The sequence below is a fragment of the Pseudomonas sp. GW821-FHT01E05 genome, from assembly GCF_059422425.1.
This window is the reverse complement of record NZ_JBWKWW010000002.1, coordinates 26,513-47,008: the sequence shown is the minus strand read 5'-3', so window position 1 is coordinate 47,008 and position 20,496 is coordinate 26,513. Positions and strand designations below refer to the sequence as shown.

Annotated in this window: 15 protein-coding genes; 6 read left to right on the top strand and 9 right to left on the bottom strand. The window is 58.0% G+C overall.

Annotated elements, in window-relative coordinates; translation table 11 throughout:
- The 4 genes from AC07W5_RS03760 to AC07W5_RS03745 all read right to left on the bottom strand — a co-directional run bounded on the left by AC07W5_RS03760 (position 1) and on the right by AC07W5_RS03745 (position 7,686).
- Positions 1 to 702 (bottom strand): FadR/GntR family transcriptional regulator, encoded by a 702-nt coding sequence (locus AC07W5_RS03760; protein WP_494993587.1) that lies wholly within the window; start codon positions 700 to 702, stop codon positions 1 to 3.
- A gap of 67 nt (positions 703 to 769) precedes the next feature.
- Positions 770 to 2,083 (bottom strand): C4-dicarboxylate transporter DctA, encoded by a 1,314-nt coding sequence (locus AC07W5_RS03755; RefSeq protein WP_495022805.1) that lies wholly within the window; start codon positions 2,081 to 2,083, stop codon positions 770 to 772.
- 259 nt (positions 2,084 to 2,342) lie between these two features.
- The gene (gene glyA / locus AC07W5_RS03750) at positions 2,343 to 3,596 is read right to left on the bottom strand and encodes a serine hydroxymethyltransferase (RefSeq protein WP_494993589.1); all 1,254 of its coding nucleotides are present in this window, start codon (positions 3,594 to 3,596) and stop codon (positions 2,343 to 2,345) included.
- Positions 3,597 to 3,834: 238 nt separating this feature from the next.
- Positions 3,835 to 7,686, bottom strand: coding sequence for a sensor domain-containing protein (locus tag AC07W5_RS03745; protein ID WP_495022804.1), 3,852 nt, complete (start codon positions 7,684 to 7,686; stop codon positions 3,835 to 3,837).
- A gap of 284 nt (positions 7,687 to 7,970) precedes the next feature.
- On the opposite strand from AC07W5_RS03745, the gene ettA reads away from it, so the two are divergent.
- Entirely contained in the window at positions 7,971 to 9,635 is a 1,665-nt protein-coding gene (gene ettA, locus AC07W5_RS03740) for an energy-dependent translational throttle protein EttA (protein ID WP_494993591.1), read from the top strand.
- Positions 9,636 to 9,902: 267 nt separating this feature from the next.
- On the opposite strand, the gene AC07W5_RS03735 is transcribed toward ettA, so the two are convergent.
- The 3 genes from AC07W5_RS03735 to AC07W5_RS03725 form a co-directional block, all read right to left on the bottom strand.
- On the bottom strand, positions 9,903 to 10,397 hold the full coding sequence (locus tag AC07W5_RS03735) for a GreA/GreB family elongation factor (RefSeq protein WP_495022803.1): 495 nt from the start codon (positions 10,395 to 10,397) through the stop codon (positions 9,903 to 9,905).
- A 222-nt stretch (positions 10,398 to 10,619) separates the two neighbouring features.
- Positions 10,620 to 12,473 (bottom strand): Lnb N-terminal periplasmic domain-containing protein, encoded by a 1,854-nt coding sequence (locus AC07W5_RS03730; protein ID WP_495022802.1) that lies wholly within the window; start codon positions 12,471 to 12,473, stop codon positions 10,620 to 10,622.
- A 92-nt stretch (positions 12,474 to 12,565) separates the two neighbouring features.
- Positions 12,566 to 13,054, bottom strand: coding sequence for a DUF3015 domain-containing protein (locus AC07W5_RS03725; RefSeq protein ID WP_494993594.1), 489 nt, complete (start codon positions 13,052 to 13,054; stop codon positions 12,566 to 12,568).
- Between the two features lie 263 nt (positions 13,055 to 13,317).
- On the opposite strand from AC07W5_RS03725, the gene AC07W5_RS03720 reads away from it, so the two are divergent.
- Positions 13,318 to 15,768: a Lon protease family protein gene (locus AC07W5_RS03720; protein WP_494993595.1), complete on the top strand. Its 2,451-nt coding sequence runs from the start codon at positions 13,318 to 13,320 to the stop codon at positions 15,766 to 15,768.
- Between the two features lie 206 nt (positions 15,769 to 15,974).
- Complete coding sequence (locus tag AC07W5_RS03715) at positions 15,975 to 16,298, top strand: PA4575 family protein (RefSeq protein ID WP_494993596.1); 324 nt, start codon at positions 15,975 to 15,977, stop codon at positions 16,296 to 16,298.
- Positions 16,299 to 16,321: 23 nt separating this feature from the next.
- Here the strand turns inward: AC07W5_RS03715 and AC07W5_RS03710 are convergent, their stop codons facing one another.
- A complete protein-coding gene (locus AC07W5_RS03710; protein WP_495022801.1) occupies positions 16,322 to 18,154 on the bottom strand; it encodes a hypothetical protein in 1,833 nt (610 codons plus the stop codon).
- Positions 18,155 to 18,315: 161 nt separating this feature from the next.
- Between AC07W5_RS03710 and AC07W5_RS03705 the strand changes: the two genes are divergently transcribed.
- The 3 genes from AC07W5_RS03705 (at position 18,316) to bamJ (ending at position 19,993) form a co-directional block, all read left to right on the top strand.
- Positions 18,316 to 18,804 (top strand): TIGR00645 family protein, encoded by a 489-nt coding sequence (locus AC07W5_RS03705; RefSeq protein ID WP_494993598.1) that lies wholly within the window; start codon positions 18,316 to 18,318, stop codon positions 18,802 to 18,804.
- 137 nt (positions 18,805 to 18,941) lie between these two features.
- Positions 18,942 to 19,244 carry a DUF6482 family protein gene (locus AC07W5_RS03700; RefSeq protein WP_494993599.1) on the top strand — a complete coding sequence of 101 codons (303 nt, stop codon included), beginning with the start codon at positions 18,942 to 18,944 and terminating at the stop codon, positions 19,242 to 19,244.
- A 131-nt stretch (positions 19,245 to 19,375) separates the two neighbouring features.
- Positions 19,376 to 19,993, top strand: coding sequence for a BamJ family beta-barrel-assembly machinery protein (gene bamJ / locus AC07W5_RS03695; protein ID WP_494993600.1), 618 nt, complete (start codon positions 19,376 to 19,378; stop codon positions 19,991 to 19,993).
- Positions 19,994 to 20,103: 110 nt separating this feature from the next.
- Here the strand turns inward: bamJ and AC07W5_RS03690 are convergent, their stop codons facing one another.
- Positions 20,104 to 20,361, bottom strand: coding sequence for a PA4570 family protein (locus tag AC07W5_RS03690; protein WP_494993601.1), 258 nt, complete (start codon positions 20,359 to 20,361; stop codon positions 20,104 to 20,106).
- Positions 20,362 to 20,496: the final 135 nt, after the last annotated feature.

The window sequence follows — 20,496 nt, the reverse complement described above, 5'->3', positions numbered from 1 at the left end:
TTAGCCCAGATTGTCGTCCGGGATGTTCAGTTCAATGCCCATGCGTTTCCCTTCCTGAAGGATGTGCCGGCGCATTTCGGCGCTGGCCAGGGCGCTGTTTTTGCTGCGGATCGCACGCACCACGGTTTCGTTTTCTTCCAGGCGCTCGGCCAAATGCTCCGGCGAATTGCGCAGCATCTCGGCGCTCTGTTTGAGCGCATTGCTGGTTTGCTGCACGACGTTCTGGAAGATCGGGTTCGATGTCAGGGTGAACAGCTCTTCGTGGAAGTCGATGTAGGCGTTCATCCCGGCTTCGCTGTCATTGGATTCGAGGGCTTCGCGCATGTCCATCAGCGTCAGGCGCAGTTGGCCGATTTCCTTGCTGCTGATGGATTGGGCAACCAGCCCGACAATGAACGGTTCGAGGGTGTAACGCAGTTGCAGTACATCCTCCAGGCTGGCGCCGGCCACGCCACTGTCAGTGGTTGGCGCATCATCGAGGCTGGCTTCCAGTACCACCACGCCCTTGCCGGGCATGGAGCGCACCAGGCCGAGGGTCTCCAGCACAATTACCGCTTCACGCAGGCTCGGCCGACTGATGCCCAGTTGTTCAGCCAGTTCGCGTTGCCCCGGCAACATATCGCCAGAGCGCCACTGCCCACGCGCCAACGCGGCGCGAAGCTTTTGAACCACTGAATTTACAACTGTTGACGAGGTGATCACTGTTCACTCCATGAGAGTCGGTAAGGCGTTGGTTATTGTGCCTGCCAATGACAGGCACAAGGTTGGGTCAAAACTCTTGCTGATGTGCCGGTGGTGGGGCTTTACGCGGCTGGAAGGTGTAACCCTGCTCGCCGGACAGTACCTTGTTGGCACGCTGGACATCGATGTCTTTTTCCCAACGGGCGATGGCCACGGTGGCGACACAGTTACCGATCAGGTTGGTCAGTGCCCGGCCGATGCCCATGAACCAGTCCACCGCGAGTACCAGCACCAGACCTACCACCGGAATCGCCGGGATCGCAGTCAGGGTCGCCGCCAGAATCACCAGTGCCGAGCCTGGAATGCCGTGGGCGCCTTTGGAGGTGATCAGCGAGACCAGCAGGATCGTCAGCAAATCGGTCATGGCCAGCGGCGTACCGGTGGCATTGGCGATGAACACGATGGCCAGGGTCAAGTAGATCGAAAAACCATCGAGGTTGAATGAGTATCCGGTGGGAATCACCAGGCCCACCGTCGAACTGCCGATGCCCAGATGCTCAAGTTTGCGCATGATTTGCGGCAACACGGCGTCGGAGGAGGCGGTGCCCAGAACGATCAGCAACTCTTCGCGCAGGTACTTGAGAAACGGCAGCATCCGTAGGCCGGAAAGACGCATCACCAGACCCAGGATCAATGACACGAACACCGCACACGTCAGGTAGAACAGACCGATCAGACTGCCCAGGTGTTGCAGTGAGTCCACGCCATATTTGCTGGTGGTGAAGGCAATCGCACCAAACACACCAATCGGTGCCAGACGTACGATCATGCCCATGATGCGGAAGATCACATGGCTAAGCTCGTTGATCAGTCGCGAGATTCCCGAAGCCGCCTCACCCACCAGGTTCAACGCGCTGCCGAACAACACCGAAAACAGCAGCACTTGCAGGATGTTGTTGTCGGCGAATGCACCAATCACCGAGGTCGGAATCAGATCCATCAGGAACTGGGTGGTAGTGTGCATATGCTGGCCACGCTGGGCGATGTCACCCATGTCGGCGGTGGAAAGTTGATCCAGATGAATATTCGCACCACTGCCGATGCCGGTGCTGAACGCGAACACCAGACCGATCACCAAGGCGATGGTGGTCAGCACTTCGAAGTAAATCACCGATTTGAGGCCGATGCGCCCGACCTTTTTCAGATCGCCAGCGCCGGAAATGCCGCTGACTACCACGCAGAACACGATCAGGCCGATGAGCATTTTGATCAGTTTGATGAAGCCGTCGCCGAGAGGTTTTAGCTGGGCGGAGTATTCGGGAAGGACCAGTCCGCAGATGATGCCAAGCACCAGGCCAAGGACAACTTGAAGGAAAATTGAGCGCGAGCACCATCTGAGCATGGGAGGAATCCTGGTGAGTGTCCTGGGTGCTGTGCGCTGTGCGCATCAGATTCAGGACTTAATTATTGTGGTCTTACCGGTATGTCCAGTGCAGGCGCAGTTTAGGCGCTGTTTTCAGGTGATCGCAAGCAGAAAATAATGAATTGGCTTTACCGGTCTTACCAGTTGGGTGGCGATGCCCGAGCTTGAGCTGTTTTACAGGCGAAAAAAAACCGGCCATCACTGACCGGTTTCTTTGTGTTGCGGTTAAACGGGCTGATTAAGCGCCGTATACCGGCAGCTTTTTGCAGATGGCCTTGACCTTCTCGCGAACGGCGTCGATGACGGCGTCGTTGTTCAGGTCTGCCAGGATGTCGCAGATCCAGCCGGCCAGCTCTTTGCACTCAGCCTCTTTGAAGCCACGAGTAGTGACTGCAGGTGTACCGAAACGCAGGCCGGAGGTGACGAACGGGGAACGTGGATCGTTCGGGACCGAGTTCTTGTTCACGGTGATGAAAGCCTTGCCCAGAGCGGCGTCGGCGTCTTTACCGGAGATTTCCTGTTTGATCAGGGACAGCAGGAACAGGTGGTTTTCAGTACCGCCAGACACCACGTCGAAACCGCGCTCGATGAACACACCGGCCATGGCCTGGGCGTTCTTGACCACTTGTTGCTGATAGATCTTGAACTCAGGCTGCAGCGCTTCTTTGAAGCAGATCGCCTTGGCTGCGATCACGTGTTCCAGCGGGCCACCCTGGGCGCCCGGGAATACGGCGGAGTTCAGCTTCTTCTCGATGTCGGCGTTGGCGCGAGCCAGGATCAGGCCGCCACGTGGACCGCGCAGGGTCTTGTGAGTGGTGGTGGTCACGACGTCAGCAAATGGAACCGGGTTCGGGTAGACGCCAGCAGCGACCAGACCGGCTACGTGAGCCATGTCGACGAACAGGTAGGCGCCGACCTTGTCAGCGATTTCACGGAAGCGCGGGAAGTCCAGAATCTGCGAGTAGGCAGAGAAACCGGCCACGATCATTTTTGGCTTGTGTTCTACCGCCAGGCGCTCGACTTCGTCGTAGTCGATCAGGCCGTTGCTGTCGATGCCGTACTGCACGGCGTTGTACAGTTTGCCGGAGGAGGAGACGCTGGCACCGTGGGTCAGGTGACCGCCGTGGGCCAGGCTCATGCCCAGGATGGTGTCACCGGCTTGCAGCAGGGCCAGGTAAACCGCGCTGTTGGCTTGGGAGCCGGCGTGCGGTTGAACGTTGGCGTAATCGGCGCCGAACAGTTCTTTGGCGCGGTCGATGGCCAGTTGCTCAACCACGTCAACGTACTCGCAACCACCGTAGTAGCGCTTGCCTGGGTAGCCTTCGGCGTATTTGTTGGTCAGTACCGAGCCTTGAGCTTCCATCACCGCTGGGCTGGTGTAGTTTTCCGAAGCGATCAGCTCGATGTGTTCTTCCTGGCGCTGAGCTTCTTGCTCCATGGCGGCAAAAAGGTCGGCGTCGTACTTGGCAATAGTCAAATCACGGCTGAACATGGCGGTCCTCAAGGATCGGGGGGGCAGAAAAGGAAGGCATTCTAACCCAATGGGTTTTGTCTGGCATATGAAAGGACATCATGTCGCAGACAAGTGGCTTTCATGAGGGGATTGGCGGCGATCGTGCGGGCCTCATCGCGAGCAGGCTCGCTCCCACTGGGGAACGCATACCAAATGTGGGAAGGGCCGGGCGACGTTCGCTTGCTCGCGATGGGGTCGCCCGCATCACCACAAAATCTCAATCGAACATGAAGAGCGCATCATTGCTGAACTGCGCTTCGAAGCGGTTGGCCGGCATCGGGCGGCCGAACAGGTAACCCTGCACTTCGTCACAACCGTGTTCACGGAGGAAGTCCAGTTGCTCATGGGTTTCCACGCCCTCGGCGATCACCGCCAGGTTCAGGCTGTGGGCCATGGCGATGATTGCCCGGGCGATCTGCGCGTCCTGTTCGCCAGACGGCAGGCCATCAACGAAGGTGCGGTCGATTTTCAGCACATCGATGGGGAACTGCTTCAAGTAGTTCAGTGACGAGTAGCCGGTACCGAAGTCGTCGACCGCGATGCTCAGACCGAGGTTTTTCAGGCCGGCGAGGATCTGCATCGCCTCGCTGACTTCGCGCATCAGAATGCTTTCGGTCAGTTCCAGCTCAAGGCAGGCCGGTGGCAAGCCGATGTCCTTGAGGATGGTGGCGATCCGCGTGCCGAGCTGACCGTCGGAGAACTGCCGGGCCGAGATGTTCACCGAGACTTTCGGTACCCGGACCTTGGCTTGGTGCCAGGTTTTGAGCTGACGGCAGGCCTCGCTGATTACCCAGTCGCCAACATCCACCACCAACCCGAGCTCTTCGAGCACCGGGATAAAGTCTCCCGGCGGCACCAGCCCGCGCCGTGGATGACGCCAGCGCAGCAGGGCTTCGGCGCCGGTCAGGCGTTTGCCGTCGCCGCTGAATTGCGGCTGGTAGTAGAGAACGAATTCATTTTGCTCGAGGGCATGGCGCAAATCGCTTTCCAGTTCCAGGCGTTCCAGGGCGCTGGCATTCATGTCCGCCTGATAGAACTGGAAGTTGTTCTTGCCGCGCTCCTTGGCGTGGTACATCGCAGTGTCGGCGTTCTTCATCAATTGGCTCAGCTCGTTGCCGTCCTGCGGACTCAAGGCAATACCGATACTGGCGGTGACAAAGAATTCCCGGCCTTCGAGCACGAACGGCTTGACCAGGCTGGCGAGGATTTGTTCAGCGACGTGAATGGCTCGATTCAGTGCTATTTCACGGTTGGCCCGCGGTTGCAGAAGCAAGGTGAACTCATCGCCGCCCATGCGCGCCACAGTGTCGTCATCATCGACGCAGCCGAGCAGGCGTATGGCCATTTCCTTGAGCATGCGATCGCCGGCGGCATGACCGAGGGAGTCGTTGATCGGTTTGAAGCGGTCAAGGTCGAGGAACATCAGCACTACCCAGGACTTCTGCCGCTCGGCCGATTGCAATGCGCTGTGCAGGCGATCCTGGAACAGTGTGCGGTTGGGCAGGTGGGTCAGGGCGTCGTAATACGCCAGACGGTGGATGCGCTGCTCACTGGCCTTGCGCTCGCTGATGTCGCTGAAGAAGCAGACGTAGCTGGCGAGGTCGCCTTCGTCGTCCAGCACCGCAGTGATCCCGACCCAAGCCGGGTAATGTTCACCGTTGCGTCGCTTGAGCCAGACTTCGCCTTCCCAAGTGCTGTGTTGATGAAGTTGCTTGAGGACATAATGCAGATGAGCTTCTTGCTGATCATCGACGGTCAGCATGTTTGGCAACTGATCGAGGACTTGTGCCACCGCATAACCACTGACGCGGCTGAAGGCCTCGTTGGCCTGGACGATATAGCCGGCCGGGTCGGTGATTAGAATCGCCGAGGTCGAATGCTCGAATACCGTGGCCGCCATGCGCAGATCTTTTTCCGCACGGCGTTGCTGGCTGATGTCACGGCCGACGCCGAGCACACCTTCGAAGGCACCGTGTTCGTCCCACACCAGTACCAGCCGCAGTTCGATTGGAATCTTGCGTCCGTCGGCCCGCAGGCAGTCAAAGAGGAATAACTGGGTCTGCACCTGGCTGCGCAATTGAGCAAGCTGTACGGGCTTGTCCAGGGCTTTGCTGACCCGTTCCATCAGCGTGTAGATGCCGGTCAATTGTTGTGGGTTGGCGATGATCGATTGCCAGCCGTTCTGGAAGATCCAGTCGGCGTCATAACCGAGTACGGCCTGTACCGAAGGACTGACGTAATTGAGCGCCAGCGTGCTGTCAGTGGAGAAAATCACGTCGCTGATGCTTTCAGCGAGCATGCGGTAGCGCTGCTCACTGTCGCGCAGGGATTCGCTGGCTTCGATCTGGTCGGTGATGTCCTTGGCCACGCCGATGATGCGCGTGACCTGATCGTGCTTGTCGCGGGCGAGCGCCTGTTCGCGGATATCGAAACGGCGCCATTGATTGTTGCGGTGGCGGAAGCGCAGTTGGCATTGCATTAATTGCGCGTAACCGGCTTGCCGCTGATCCTGACGCAAACGGTGATAGTGATCGGCGTCTTCGGGGTGTAACAGGATTTCCCAGAAATACTCGCCCATCTGATGCAGCTCGGTCTTGTTGTAGCCCAGCGTCTGGCCCAGATGGTGGTTGCTGTAGATCATGCGTTGGCTGATCACATCCTGCACATACAAATGATCAGGCACGGTGCGCACGACGTCGGACCAGAAGCCCTCACGCTCCAGCAGGGACAATTCGACGAGCTTGCGGCTGGTGATGTCGCTGATACTGAGAATCACCGCCCGGTAGTCGTGCTGCTCTTGCGGCAGGCGCAGTACCAGCCACAGATGCTGGTCATGACCCTGGGCATCCTTGAGCTTGATTTCCTGCTCCAGCTGCTTCTGCTGGTTGAGTACAGCCTCGAGCAACAGGTTACCGATGGCCTTGTTGTCCAGCGGGCTGCCGTCGATCAAGAATTTCCAGGCTTGCTCGCAGGACTCGACCTTGAGCAGTTGCAAGGCAACCTGGTTGACTTCGGTGATGCGCAATTCTTGCAGCAGTTTCTGGCGTTGCTCAGGATTGTTTTCCAGCCAGAGGTACAGCTGTTCGCTGGTCTGCAGTTGAATTTTGTCGAAAAACGCCTGGAGACCGGAAAGGTCGAGCACACACAGGGCAACACCAGTGCCGTCAAAAATGTCCTGATAACGGCGACGCCCTTCATTCGATTGTCGCTGTCGGCGACGCATGTTCAGCAGTGTGATCACCGGCAGAAGGGAGAAGGCCAGCCCCAGCAGGCATTTGCCGATGAAGGCAGGCAACAGTTCATTGAGCGCTGCTTGCTTATCGAATAGACCGCGCAGTTGCCAGTCGCTTTTGCTCAAGGGCGCGACCAGGACGCTGTTGGTCAGATCATCCGGGGTCAATACATCTGTTTTGGCGGTCGAAAGGCTAGCCTCGCGACTGATGATTTGATGACTGAGCTGGTTTTGCACCACCCACATCGGCGGCGCCGGTTGATCGGCCGGCTTGGTCAGGGACTGGAAAAATGTCGGCGCCAGTCGCAACACCCAATAACCGTTTGTCGCACCACTGGATGAGGGCAGCAATAGTTGCACTACCGAACCATCGGCTGCGTTGCTATAGAAGTAGCGCTGGGAACGGCTGCGTTTGACCAGATCGGCGAGCCAGGCATAGTCGTGGCTGTCCGTCGCGCTGTCACTGAGCACTTCGCCGGTCGGCCCCAGCAATGCCACGCTGCGCAGATCCGGGAGTGATAGCTGCAGTTTTTTCAGCAGCGCCTGCTGTTGGTCGATGTGCTGCGGTTGTTCGACGAGCGGTAGCAGGTTAAGAGCAATTTGCGCATTCAACGCCATGTTCAGGCTGACATGATCAGCCAGATCAGCGGTGTAATCGATGGTGTATTGAAGCTGGTGCTTTTGGGTTTGCTTGAGCTGATCGAGCAACTGCCAGAACAGCAGGGCGAGCAGCAGCAATACCAGCGTCGCCAACGCGCCTTTGAGCGTGCCGCGCAGGGTCGAGCCGGGCGCAGAGTTTGATGCGCGCGCGGAAGATGGCAGAGTGACGTTGGACAAACTGTGATCCTGCGGATTGGCTGGACTGGCGCGACGTGCACTATAAGCCGGACGCCCGGAGGGCGGCTAGCATGCCTTGAGTTGTGGCAAAGTGCCAGCCTTCGCTGGCTGGACTGAAATCCTTCATTAAGGTAGCTTTGCCGGTTACGCGGGGGCGTTCCAGCTCCTACACTCAGGCTTTTTCCGCGCGCAGGTATTGATTGCGATCAATTGCTGGCACCGCGCATGGCCTGGCTCGAGCTTCGCTCGCGCTTTATTCATCAGTCACTGACGCTAGGTTCTCCATGGCTCAATACGTCTTCACCATGCATCGGCTGAGCAAAGTTGTTCCGCCGAAGCGGGAAATTCTGAAAAACATTTCTCTGTCGTTTTTCCCCGGCGCCAAGATCGGCGTGCTCGGCCTCAACGGTTCGGGCAAGTCCACCCTGTTGAAAATCATGGCGGGCGTCGACACCGAATTCGACGGCGAAGCGCGGCCAATGCCCGAGCTGAACGTTGGTTACTTGCCGCAAGAACCGCAGCTGGATCCGACCAAGACTGTGCGTGAAGTGGTTGAGGAAGCTGTCAGCGTGATCAAGGACGCTCAGGCGCGTCTGGATCAGGTCTATGCCGAATACGCGGATCCGGATGCCGATTTCGACAAGCTGGCCGCCGAACAAGCCAAGCTCGAAGCCATCCTGCAAGCGGGCGATGGTCATAACCTTGATCGCCAACTGGAAGTCGCCGCCGATGCGCTGCGTCTGCCGGCCTGGGATGCGAAGATCGAATATCTGTCCGGTGGTGAAAAGCGTCGTGTGGCCCTGTGCCGACTGCTGCTGTCCGCTCCGGATATGCTGCTGCTCGACGAACCAACCAACCACCTGGACGCAGATTCTGTGGCCTGGCTGGAGCATTTCCTCCACGACTTCCCAGGCACCGTGGTTGCGATCACGCACGACCGGTACTTCCTGGACAACGTCGCTGGCTGGATTCTCGAGCTCGACCGCGGCGCCGGTATTCCTTACGAGGGCAACTATTCGGGCTGGCTGGAAGCCAAGTCCAATCGTCTGGCCCAGGAATCCAAGCAGCAGTCGGCCCACGAAAAGGCCATGAAAGACGAGCTGGAATGGGTACGCCAGGGCGCCAAGGCCCGTCAGTCGAAATCCAAGGCTCGCCTGCAACGCTTCGAAGAAATGCAATCGCAGGAATTCCAGAAGCGCAGCGAAACCAACGAGATCTACATCCCGGCCGGTCCGCGCCTGGGCGACAAGGTCATCGAATTCAAGAACGTTTCCAAGGGTTACGGCGATCGGGTGCTGATCGACAACCTGTCGTTCTCCATGCCTAAAGGCGCGATCGTCGGCGTGATCGGTGGTAACGGTGCCGGTAAATCGACCCTGTTCCGCATGCTGATGGGCAAGGAAACACCGGACTCCGGCACTATTGAAGTCGGTGAGACCGTGCAACTGGCTTGCGTGGATCAGAGCCGCGAGGACCTGGACGGCAGCAAATCGGTATTCCAGGCGATTTCCGATGGCTCCGATCAGATTCGTATCGGCAGCTACGAAATCCCGTCGCGCACCTACGTTGGCCGTTTCAACTTCAAGGGCGGCGATCAGCAGAAGTTCGTCAAGGACCTGTCTGGTGGTGAGCGCGGTCGCTTGCACCTGGCGCTGACCCTGAAAGAGGGGGCGAACGTCCTGTTGCTCGACGAACCGTCCAACGACCTCGACGTTGAAACCTTGCGCTCCCTGGAAGAAGCCTTGCTCGACTTCCCGGGCGCTGCCATTGTGATCTCTCACGATCGGTGGTTCCTTGACCGCGTGGCCACTCACATCCTGGCGTACGAAGACGACTCGCAAGCGGTGTTCTTCGAAGGTAACTACACCGAGTACGAAGCCGATCGTAAAAAGCGCCTCGGCGAAGCGGCCGCCCAGCCACACCGGGTACGCCACAAGAAACTGGCCTGATAAGGTCGGTGGACAAAGAACGGAGCCTTCGGGCTCCGTTTTTTTCGAGCTGAGCACATCAACCTGTGGCAGGCCCGCTTGCCACAGAGAAAACTTCATCCAGGCGTCTAGTGGCCTGTGTGGTTGGTTCTGTTAGTCAACTTCGGCGCCACAAGCCCCTATCCTGCGTTGCTGTTCCTCGCCATAGCGGGCTATGACTCGTCACAGCGCCTTGGCCAGGGACTTCCGGCATCCGAATTTGAACTAACGAACTAACCGTACAGGCCACTAGTCCGGTTCGATGCGGATGATCTCAATCAACTGATCGCCGGCCGGTCGCTTCCACTGCACTTCATCACCGGGCCTGGCGCCAAGCAGCGCACGACCCAGCGGTGAGCCCCAATTGATCAGGCCATGGGCGGCATCGGCCTGGTCTTCGCCGACCAATTGCACGCGTTGTTCCACGTTGTGTTCGTCGGCAAAGGTCACCCAACTGCCAATCTGCACTTTCTCGGTTGAAATTGCCGGTGCGACCACCTGAGCGCTTTGCAGGCGTTGATTGAAGTAACGCAGGTCGCGTTCTATATCGGCCTGGCGTTGCTTGTCAGCTCCCTCACCTAGCACCGATTGCTCATTGCGCTGCGCCTGCAGTGCTGCGACTTTGGCCTGGAGCTGAGCCAGGCCTGCGGGGGTGACGTAATTGGGCTGCGCGCTGACCTGCCGTTCTACCGGTTGGTCGGCTTGCGCGGCGGCACGATCTTCATTGACGAAGGCGCGGCTCATGGCATTTCTCCCTTGATGGAGTTTGGGCCATGATCGCAGTCTTTTAGTTTCGTCGATTGTCCGAAAGCGACCTGCTGCAAGCGGTGCCGTTATAAAACCGTTGATACCTCTATCTCCTGTAGGAGCACAGCTTGCTGGCGATGCGAACACCTAGATGTAGCTGAATGACCGCGGCGATACCATCGCGAGCAAGCTCAGCTCCTACAGGGGGCATGGGATGGGTCAGTAGTGATACCACTTCACTTCAAGCATCACCTCGTTCTCGGGGGATGCCAAGTGGCTGAACTCGCGCTGCGCGCTGAGCCGCAAGCCGAGGTTGCGCGACAGCTCCCACTGTTGATTCAGGCTCAGGCTGCGGCGCACTTCGTCATTGGTGAAGTAATCGCCTTTGGCTTCCAGGCTGAGATTACCCAGCGGGTTTCGCCAGAGCAGGCCGGTGTTGAAACCGGCTGCCGGGGCGATGAAGCCGGCGAAGTCGGTGTTGTGCTCGATGCGCACGGTGCCGAGGGCAAATCCGAGCATCTTGTCGCTGAGCCGCCAGGTGCCGCCGGCGCCACCATTGACGTGGCTGACCAGTGTTTCATCGTCATGCTTGCCCGGCACGCGCTCCAGACCGCTCATGACTTGCCAGGACAAGGGTTGCAGCAACTCGTTACGCGGGGTTAGCGAGCGGATGGTCGCCAGGTCCAGTTGCTGCAACTGCCATTTATTGCCTTCGTACTGGCGCAGCTTCATCTGGAGGATTTCGATCTGTGCACCAAGGGGGAAGCTTTCGGCATTGTCGTTGAGGTCGTGATAGGCCATGCGCAGGCCATATTCGCCAAAGGCTCTGTCGCCCCGGGTGCCGATACCGGCTTGCCAGGTGCGCGATTGGTGACCGTTCTCGGGTAGGCCAGGGCGTTCGATCGAAAGCTGCGGCGCGGGATTCTGACTGATCGCCCGCAATAGCTCGAAACTGCGTTGCGAGCGCTGTGGATCGCGCTCCAGGCCGTTGACGCGGTAGCGTTCAAGACGGTAGGCGGCGTCGATGATCAGAGCCTGACGGGGCCGTGGTTGAGCCTTGAAAACCGGATCCTGCAAATACTGCTGGTCGGCACTGACTTTAAGCACCCAAGCCTGTTCTTCGCCGGTCAATGGCTCGGCGCGGTTCAGCAACTCGCGTTCGCGGGACGGTCGAAAGTCGATCTTCTCCACCAGTGCGGCTTCCTTCACGGCTTTCACGGTATCGGTGGGGATAGCGGTCAGCGGGAATTGTTCGGTCAGCTTCAGGCTCGGTCGCGCCACTTGCAGCAGTTCCAGCAAGCGGTAGGAGCAGTTTTCGTCGAAGAAGAAGTAGTCGAACCGGATCTGCTTGAGTTCCCAGATATGCTCGACCATGCGCTCGGTTTCTTCCTGGGTCAGGTTCAGCTGGTATTCCCACAGGTCGCGGTTTTCCAGGCTGCGGTATTCCGAGAGTTTTTCCTGGTAGGGCACCAGTGCGAACAGGCCGGGATAGCCGCCCATCAGGCCTTTCCAGGCGTAAAGGATGCTGTTGTCCGAGCCTTCGATATAGGCGCCGAAGTTGATCGCGTAGCTGAGCAGGGCAGTGTGATCGCGTTGTACGTCGGCCTGGTCGATTCGCAGTAAGGTGTGACCGAACATCGACGAGGGGCTGTTCAAATAAGCCGCCGGGAAAATCATCACCGCGCTGTGTGGCGCGACGTCCTTGAACCACTGCTTGAATTCGGTGCAGTCCACGGCCGGTAAGTCAGTCAGGTTCAGCTGCGCTTTCAACCATCGGGTTCGCGCCGGGTAAACGCATTGCGCGTGTTTTTCGCCGGCGCTGGCCGGGGCGTACAACGCTTGCAGGGTCGCGTTCAGCTCGGCGTCGGGATGATGGGCGCCATCGGTGGCGAGGAAAAACTTCGGATCGCTGACATAGCTGCGCCAGCCGCCGAGCTTGGCGGTTTCATAGTGACCCAGGGCAATCCAGAAGGGGGTCTTGGCCAATTGCTGCAAACGTTGATTGTCGATATGAGGCGCGGCGGACAGCGGGACGCAGACACAGAGCGCCAAGCAGGCAAGGCGTTTGAGCATGGTGGGCAACTTAGAATTCGATAAGAAAGACCCAAGGCGGGACAGGTCCAAAAAACAAATCCCGCCCCTTCAAAGGAGCGGGAGGGTCGAGCTTATGCCGGGGTAGCATATTTGGCCAGACGAGCATCGCCTTTCAGTACGGCCAGGGTATTGGTGTGCACATCCTCGGCGGTCACATCGGCTTTGTTGAAGATTTGCTGGAAGTGCTCATGGGTGACAGCAGCGAAATGCGCGCGGTCTTCAGGCGCCACACCGAGCACCACCGCGTAGGTCGTCAGCGCTTCGCCCTGACCCTTGGCCATGTCTTCGGACAGCTCGTTCATCATGCCATTCATGGCAATCCAGGACTTGCCACCGTAGGTCAGCTCAGCGTTGGTCGCGCAGCCGTTGGTGCCGGAAGTCATTCCGAAAGTTGCGTTGCCAGAAGTGCCGTTGGTGGTAGATGCCAGGAAGTGGGCCGGGGTGCCACGCTGACCTTTGAACAGCATATTGCCCCAGCCGCAGTCCGGACCGCCTGGCGCCTGGGCCATTGCATTGAGAGATACAACGGTGAAGAGAGTACCGAGAAGAATCCGTTTCATAGCTTTGTTCTCTTTTGGACAAGGGGGTCTGGCCCGTGCCGGTGCCAGTTGGGCTGGTTATTAGTCCAGCCGCGCAGCCTGGAGTTTAGGCACGAACCAGGGGTTCCGTGATTTTTTGCAAAACATTCCTCAAAAGAGCCATTTACCCCGGCCCGCCTTGGGTTTGTTACTTGTCTATGCTTTCGTCTACAGCGTGCCTTGCCAGCCGGGTACACCCGGCGCCAGAATGCCGTTATCTGCCCCGCCTGATGTAAGGAAGCCCGATGCCTGATCCTGTTGCTGCCAGCTTGCGTCTAGCGCCCGAAGCGCTGACACGTCCGTTTTCCGCTGAACAGTTCAGCTTCTCTACAACCAATGATCTGGAGCCTTTTCGCGGTGTGCTAGGCCAGGAGCGTGCGGTCGAAGCGTTGCAGTTCGGCGTGGCCATGCCGCGCCCCGGTTACAACGTGTTTGTCATGGGAGAGCCCGGCACTGGCCGGTTTTCATTCGTCAAACGCTACCTCAAAGCCGAAGGCAAACGTCTGCAAACCCCGGCGGACTGGGTCTACGTCAACAATTTCGATGAGCCGCGCGAGCCACGTGCGCTGGAGCTTCCCTCGGGCGCGGCCGGTGCTTTCATTACCGATATCAATGGTCTGATCGATAACCTGCTGGCGACCTTTCCGGCAGTGTTCGAGCACCCTTCCTACCAGCAAAAGAAAAGCGCCATCGACCGCGCGTTCAACCAGCGCTACGACCGCGCACTGGATGTGATCGAGCGCCTGGCCCTGGAAAAGGAAGTCGCCCTTTATCGCGACAGCACCAACATCGCCTTCACCCCGATGAGCGAAGGCAAGGCGCTGGACGAGGCCGAGTTCGCGCAACTGCCGGAAGCCGAGCGCGAGCGTTTCCACACCGATATCGCCATACTGGAAGAACGCCTCAACGAAGAGCTGGCGAGTCTGCCGCAATGGAAGCGTGAATCCAGCAACCAGATGCGCCACCTCAACGAAGAAACCATCACCCTGGCCTTGCAGCCGCTGTTGGCGCCTCTTTCGGAAAAATACGCGGAAAACGCCGCGGTGTGCGGTTATCTGCAAGCCATGCAGGTTTACCTGCTGAAAACCGTGGTCGAGCAATTGGTCGACGACAGCAAGACCGATGCGGTGGCCCGCAAGCTTCTGGAAGAACAGTACGGCCCCAGCCTTGTTGTCGGGCACCACGCCAGCGGCGGTGCGCCAGTGGTATTCGAGCCGCACCCGACCTACGACAACCTGTTTGGCCGTATCGAATACGGCACCGATCAGGGCGCGCTCTACACCACCTATCGACAATTGCGCCCGGGGGCTTTGCATCGGGCCAACGGTGGTTTCCTGATCCTCGAAGCCGAGAAAATGCTCAGCGAGCCGTTCGTTTGGGATGCGCTGAAGCGCGCGTTGCAGTCGCGCAAACTGAAAATGGAATCACCGCTGGGCGAGCTGGGGCGGCTGGCAACGGTAACGCTGGCACCTCAGGTTATTCCGTTACAGGTCAAGGTCGTCATCATTGGTGCGAGGCAGCTTTACTACGCGCTGCAAGACCTGGATTCGGATTTCCAGGAAATGTTCCGGGTGCTGGTGGACTTCGACGAAGACATCCCGATGGTCGATGAAAGCCTCGAGCAGTTCGCTCAGTTGCTGAAAACCCGTACCTCGGAAGAAGGCATGGCGCCGCTGACCGCTGATGCCGTGGCGCGCCTGGCGACCTACAGCGCACGCCTGGCCGAGCATCAGGGGCGGTTGTCAGCACGTATCGGTGATCTGTTCCAGCTGGTCAGCGAAGCGGATTTCATCCGTCATCTGGCCGGCGACAAGATGACTGATGCCGGGCACATCGAACGTGCCTTGAAAGCCAAAGCGACCCGCACTGGACGCGTTTCTGCGCGGATTCTCGACGACATGCTGGCGGGGATCATCCTGATCGACACCGCGGGCGCGGCGGTGGGCAAGTGCAACGGTCTGACGGTGCTCGAAGTCGGTGACTCGGCGTTCGGTATACCGGCGCGGATTTCCGCCACGGTCTACCCGGGCGGCAGCGGTATTGTCGACATCGAGCGTGAGGTCAACCTTGGGCAGCCGATCCACTCCAAGGGCGTGATGATCCTTACCGGGTATCTGGGTAGCCGCTACGCCCAGGAGTTCCCGTTGGCGATCTCCGCGAGTATCGCCCTGGAGCAATCCTACGGCTATGTCGACGGTGACAGCGCCTCTTTGGGCGAAGCCTGCACCTTGATTTCGGCGCTGTCGAAAACGCCGCTCAAGCAGTGCTTTGCAATCACCGGGTCGATCAACCAGTTCGGTGAGGTTCAAGCGGTCGGAGGGGTCAACGAGAAGATCGAAGGTTTCTTCCGTCTCTGCGAAGCCCGCGGTTTGACGGGTGAGCAGGGCGCGATCATCCCGCAGGCCAACGTCGCGACCTTGATGCTCGATGAGCGCGTGCTTTCGGCGGTGCGGGCCGGGCAGTTCCACGTCTACGCGGTGCGCCAGGCTGATGAAGCACTGAGTCTACTGGTCGGTGAACCTGCCGGCGAGCCGGATGCAGAGGGGCAATTCCCCGAGGGTAGCGTCAACGCGCGGGTGGTTGAGCGTCTGCGAGTGATCGCCGAAATGGTCAGCGATGAAGACCTCAAAGAAGCAGAAAAAGAAGCGGAAAAAGAGGCAATTCAAGAGGCGCTGGCAGCGGCCAAACCTCTCTGAGGCTGACCTGTGGCGAGGGGGAGAGCCTCTTCGCCACAAAACTGACGTCAATGTTCGAAAAATGACCATTTGGTGCCGCTGGTCTTCGCAGACCATGCAGTCCAGACTTTTCCTCTATTCTCAGGGCAAGGATATCGACAGTAATCACTGGATCGAGACAGCCTTCCTGTGGAGGCTGAATACCGGATCTACCGAGGGTCGCCGCTATGTCGCGCAACCTCAGCCTTACCCGCCAATGCCTTGGCCTGGTTACCCGTATCGAATGCAGCATTCGCCCGCTTGCAGGGGATACAGGTATGTGGACCTTACTCTTCGCCGCCGGAATGGCCGGAGAACAACCTTCCGCCATCAAGGCTCAAGGCCCGTTTCATGGGCCTTTTGTGGCCGAATCGATCCTTGAAACCATCGTTGAAAGCCTGACGTTACACGGCTACGAACTGGCCGATGATCCGCAAATCTGGTGCCTGCACCTACAGGCGCAGTTGCGGGAAATCAACGGCGGGCGCTGTCGCCCCTCGGGCGACTTTTGAATGCATCCTGGACACTGAAACGCTTACTCGACAGGGTTTTCTGTTTCCGCTTTGTCGAGTTTGACCTCGAAGCCATATTCGACAGTGTTCAGTTCGGTGCGCTGGTAGGTCTCCAGATGGGTCGGCTGGCCGTAGAAGTAATGCACATCCGATAACGCCGGCCCGTCGGCGGTCGCGCTATGACTGACCGCAAGAATTTCCTTCAAGTAATTACCGCTGTCGTCCTTGGCGTAAAAGCGCCAGTCCTGCGACGGGAACAACTTCTGGTCGACAATCAAGGCATTGCCCTTGAGCTCGAGACCTTTAGGCAGCTGGCCTGCTGCGAGGGTGTTTTTTTTGATGCTGGCGAGAAAAAATGGCACAGAACCGATGGCGTAGGTCGGTGTTTCCGGAAACAGATTCAGGTCGTAGGTGATCGTGGCGCGTAGCGGATCGACCTGGAAGGCTTCAGGTGGCAGCTCTATGGGGCCTGCGCGTTTGCCGTTCTCGTCTTGAGTGAAGAAGGTCACGGGTGTGTCGCCGGCACTGAAAGAGGAGCCCAGTAGCTCATCATTGAAGGTTTTCGGATGATCGAATTCGATGCGCGCGGCACTGGGGTCTTCGACGGATTGGCTGATGGTGATGCTTTTCTTCAGTTTGTCCTCGTCGAGGGTCGCGTCCTTCAGCCAGGTCGCTGCCTGGTCGTCATACACCACCACGGGCAGTGAGAGGCTCTGGATGGTTCTCTCGGTGGTGTTCCTGTCGAACCGACGCACCGGTAACTGCAGATCCTTGCGTGTGACCGTGGCGCCCGAGAAGTCGAGCACGCTGACTTCCAGATTCTCGATCGCGCCGTTGAAGTAGACCTTGGTGTAATGGCTGGTCTGCTGGTATTCGAATGTGCGCTGTTCATCCTCAAGCTGTTTCTGGAAGGTCTCGCTCCAGGCCTTCTGCTTCTGCATTTCGGCCAATTGTTTTTCATAGAAAGCGACTTGTCTGGCGTTCTCGTTGATCGAGCCCGAGCGCGCGAGGAATTGCCCGGTCGTGTCTTTGGCCTGAACAATCAGCGGGTTGAGCGGAGTTGCACTGACCTCAGGTGCCAGCGATGCGCTGTTACTCAGTTCGATTTCCGCGTAGTTCTTTCCCAGGGTCAACAGCGTGACGGTGATGTTTTCATCGGTGCGCTTTTTACCCACGTCCTTTTTTGTCAGGTCAAAGGTGAATACCTTGCGCGGCGCGATGACTTCCACCTTGCCCTGTAGTGTCACCGGTTGAGGCTGATTTTTGTTTTCGACTTCCAGGCCTTCGATGTAGGGGTAGGTTACCGTCAGATCATCGGGGTTGGTCAGGTTGGAGCTCGAAGGACTGAACTGAATGCCGGGATCGGTTTCCGACCATTCGGGCTGGAAGGGAACGACTTTTTTGTTGCTTAACGTTACCGACTGCCATTCCAGACCGTGAGGAAACGGGAACTCTGCTGCCATGCTGAAGTTGAACGGGAACACCGGCTGCAGGTCGGTCAGGTAGTCGGAGTCGGACGATTTACGCAGTACGAACAGACCGTTGATGTAGGTGTCGACGAAGGCTTGCGGGCTTGGATAGTGTTTGAGCAAGGCCATGGCATCTTCACCGTACTCGGTTTCGATCGGCTTGCTCTTGAGTTTGAGTTGGGCGCGCTCAAACAACAGTAAAGAGCCGCCGAGATTGGCCACGGCGTCCTTGAGTTTCGGATCCTCGATAGCATCCAGAGACTTCTCGAACTGCGCGGTCTTGTCTTCGAGACTGGTCTGCGACTTCCCATCGCTGGGTGAGCAGCCGCCGCAGATCAGCAGTGCGATGCACAGGCCAACACTCGCTAAAGGGAATCGCAAATCCATTGTTCAGTCTTCCTGTCCGACGTCAGTGAGCTGCGTGAATGTCTTCGACACTAGCAGAAAAACACCTTGGCAGACGCGCAGGTCATGGATTTCTCTGCGGTTTATGGGTTTTTGACCGGCTGATATACTTGCCGCCATTTTCAGACCTGATGTGAGATTTAATGGAACGCTTTATCGAGAATACAATGTACGCCTCGCGCTGGTTGCTGGCGCCTATCTACTTCGGTCTGTCCCTTGGCTTGCTGGCCCTGGCCCTGAAATTCTTCCAGGAAGTCTCGCACGTTATCCCCGACGTGTTCTCAATGGCCGAGTCGGATCTGATTCTGGTGTTGTTGTCGTTAATCGACATGGCGCTGGTCGGTGGCTTGCTGGTGATGGTGATGATTTCCGGTTACGAAAACTTCGTCTCCCAGCTCGACATCGATGAAGAAAAGGAAAAGCTCAACTGGCTTGGCACGATGGACTCCTCTTCATTGAAAATGAAGGTGGCTGCCTCGATCGTGGCGATTTCCTCGATTCACCTGCTGCGCATATTCATGGATGCGAAGAATGTCGATCCTGAGCATCTGAAGTGGTACGTGATCATTCACATGACCTTCGTGATCTCAGCCTTCGCCATGGGTTACCTGGACAAGTTGACCAAGCACTGATTGCTCTGAGCGAAGTTGTGAGCCGCCCGGCCGTTGCGAAACGGACGGGCGGTGGCGTTTCTGGCTTGTGCTTTTGTGCGGCGAGGCATATGCCTGTAACTGTCCTGGGCCAAGTTTAAGTTGCGCGAGGTGCGGTCATGAACCTGCAAGAGTTGAATGCTTATGCGATCGCCGGGAAGGTTGACGAGCTGAACCTGATCTCGCTCGAAGGCGGGATTTATTTGATAGAAGCGCGCATACATGGCGCGGCCTATCCGTTGAGCGACACTCATGGCCAGATGCTTCATCTGCGTTCGGTTGAACACGCGCGCGAAGTCCTCCATGCCTTTCCGAAGCTGCCGTTCAATCTGATTCACACCTCGGTTCACGATGAAATGTGTGGGATGTCGGGCAGCACCGAGGAAAGCTTGCGGGTGCCGATCGCTATCCATTCTGCCTGACGGCTCGGACGCGCGTTCATCACGGGGCCGACTTGTGTGCTAGTCTGCTCGCCCTTTTGGTTCCGGGCGCCCCGGAATGCGCTGTGCACGCACGGCAATTTCCAGAGCCGTCCGCACAGCGGAGCAGCGTTATGTCCGAAGTAAATCTGTCCACCGACGAAACCCGCGTCAGCTACGGTATTGGCCGTCAGCTGGGCGACCAACTGCGTGACAACCCGCCACCGGGCGTTAGCCTGGACGCGATCCTGGCAGGTCTGACCGATGCCTTCGCCGGCAAGGACAGCCGTGTTGGCCAGGAAGAAATGTCCGCCAGCTTCAAGGTTATCCGTGAAATCATGCAAGCCGAAGCGGCAGCCAAGGCTGAAGCGGCTGCTGGTGCTGGTCTGGAATTCCTGGCTGAAAACGCCAAGCGTGACGGCATCACCACTCTGGCTTCCGGTCTGCAATTCGAAGTACTGACTGCCGGTGCTGGCGCCAAGCCATCCCGTGAAGACAGCGTGCGTACTCACTACCACGGCACTCTGATCGACGGCACTGTGTTTGACAGCTCCTACGATCGTGGTCAGCCTGCAGAATTCCCGGTCGGCGGCGTGATCGCTGGCTGGACCGAAGCCCTGCAACTGATGAACGCCGGTAGCAAATGGCGTCTGTACGTGCCGAGCGAGTTGGCTTACGGCGCGCAAGGCGTTGGTAGCATTCCGCCGCACAGCGTACTGGTATTCGACGTCGAGCTGCTCGACGTACTGTAAGACCTGAAAGTAGGAGCCGAGCTTGCTTTCGATGGCATCGATACGGTTTCATGGTTAAACCGGGTTATGCGCATCGCGAGCAAGCTCGGCTCCTACAGGTTTTGCGTCAGTCATATCTGGAACTTTGTGTTCAGATCATTCACAGGGCGCAGTGCCCGCGCGTAGCAGAACAGAAACAGGTTGCGCACCAACTCCTTGAGCACCACGGGTTCGCTGGAACTCAGGCCGTTGACGTCCAGGTCGCCTTGATCCTGCAGCTCATTCAATGCTTCTTCTTCCAATACCGCACAGACTTCCCCGGTTTCCCGATGCAGGATCCTGAGGTAAGGGTGTGGGCGGTCCAGCCAGGCATCGATCAAGTAAGTCATGGTTCTCATCTCCTTTAATGGAATCTGATGAGAATAGTTCTTATTCAATTAATGGCAAGTACCTATTGGCGGTTTCTATTTTTTTCTGTGCGGGCATTGTTGCAGTCAAAAGGACTGGCCTTTTGCTATTGATGA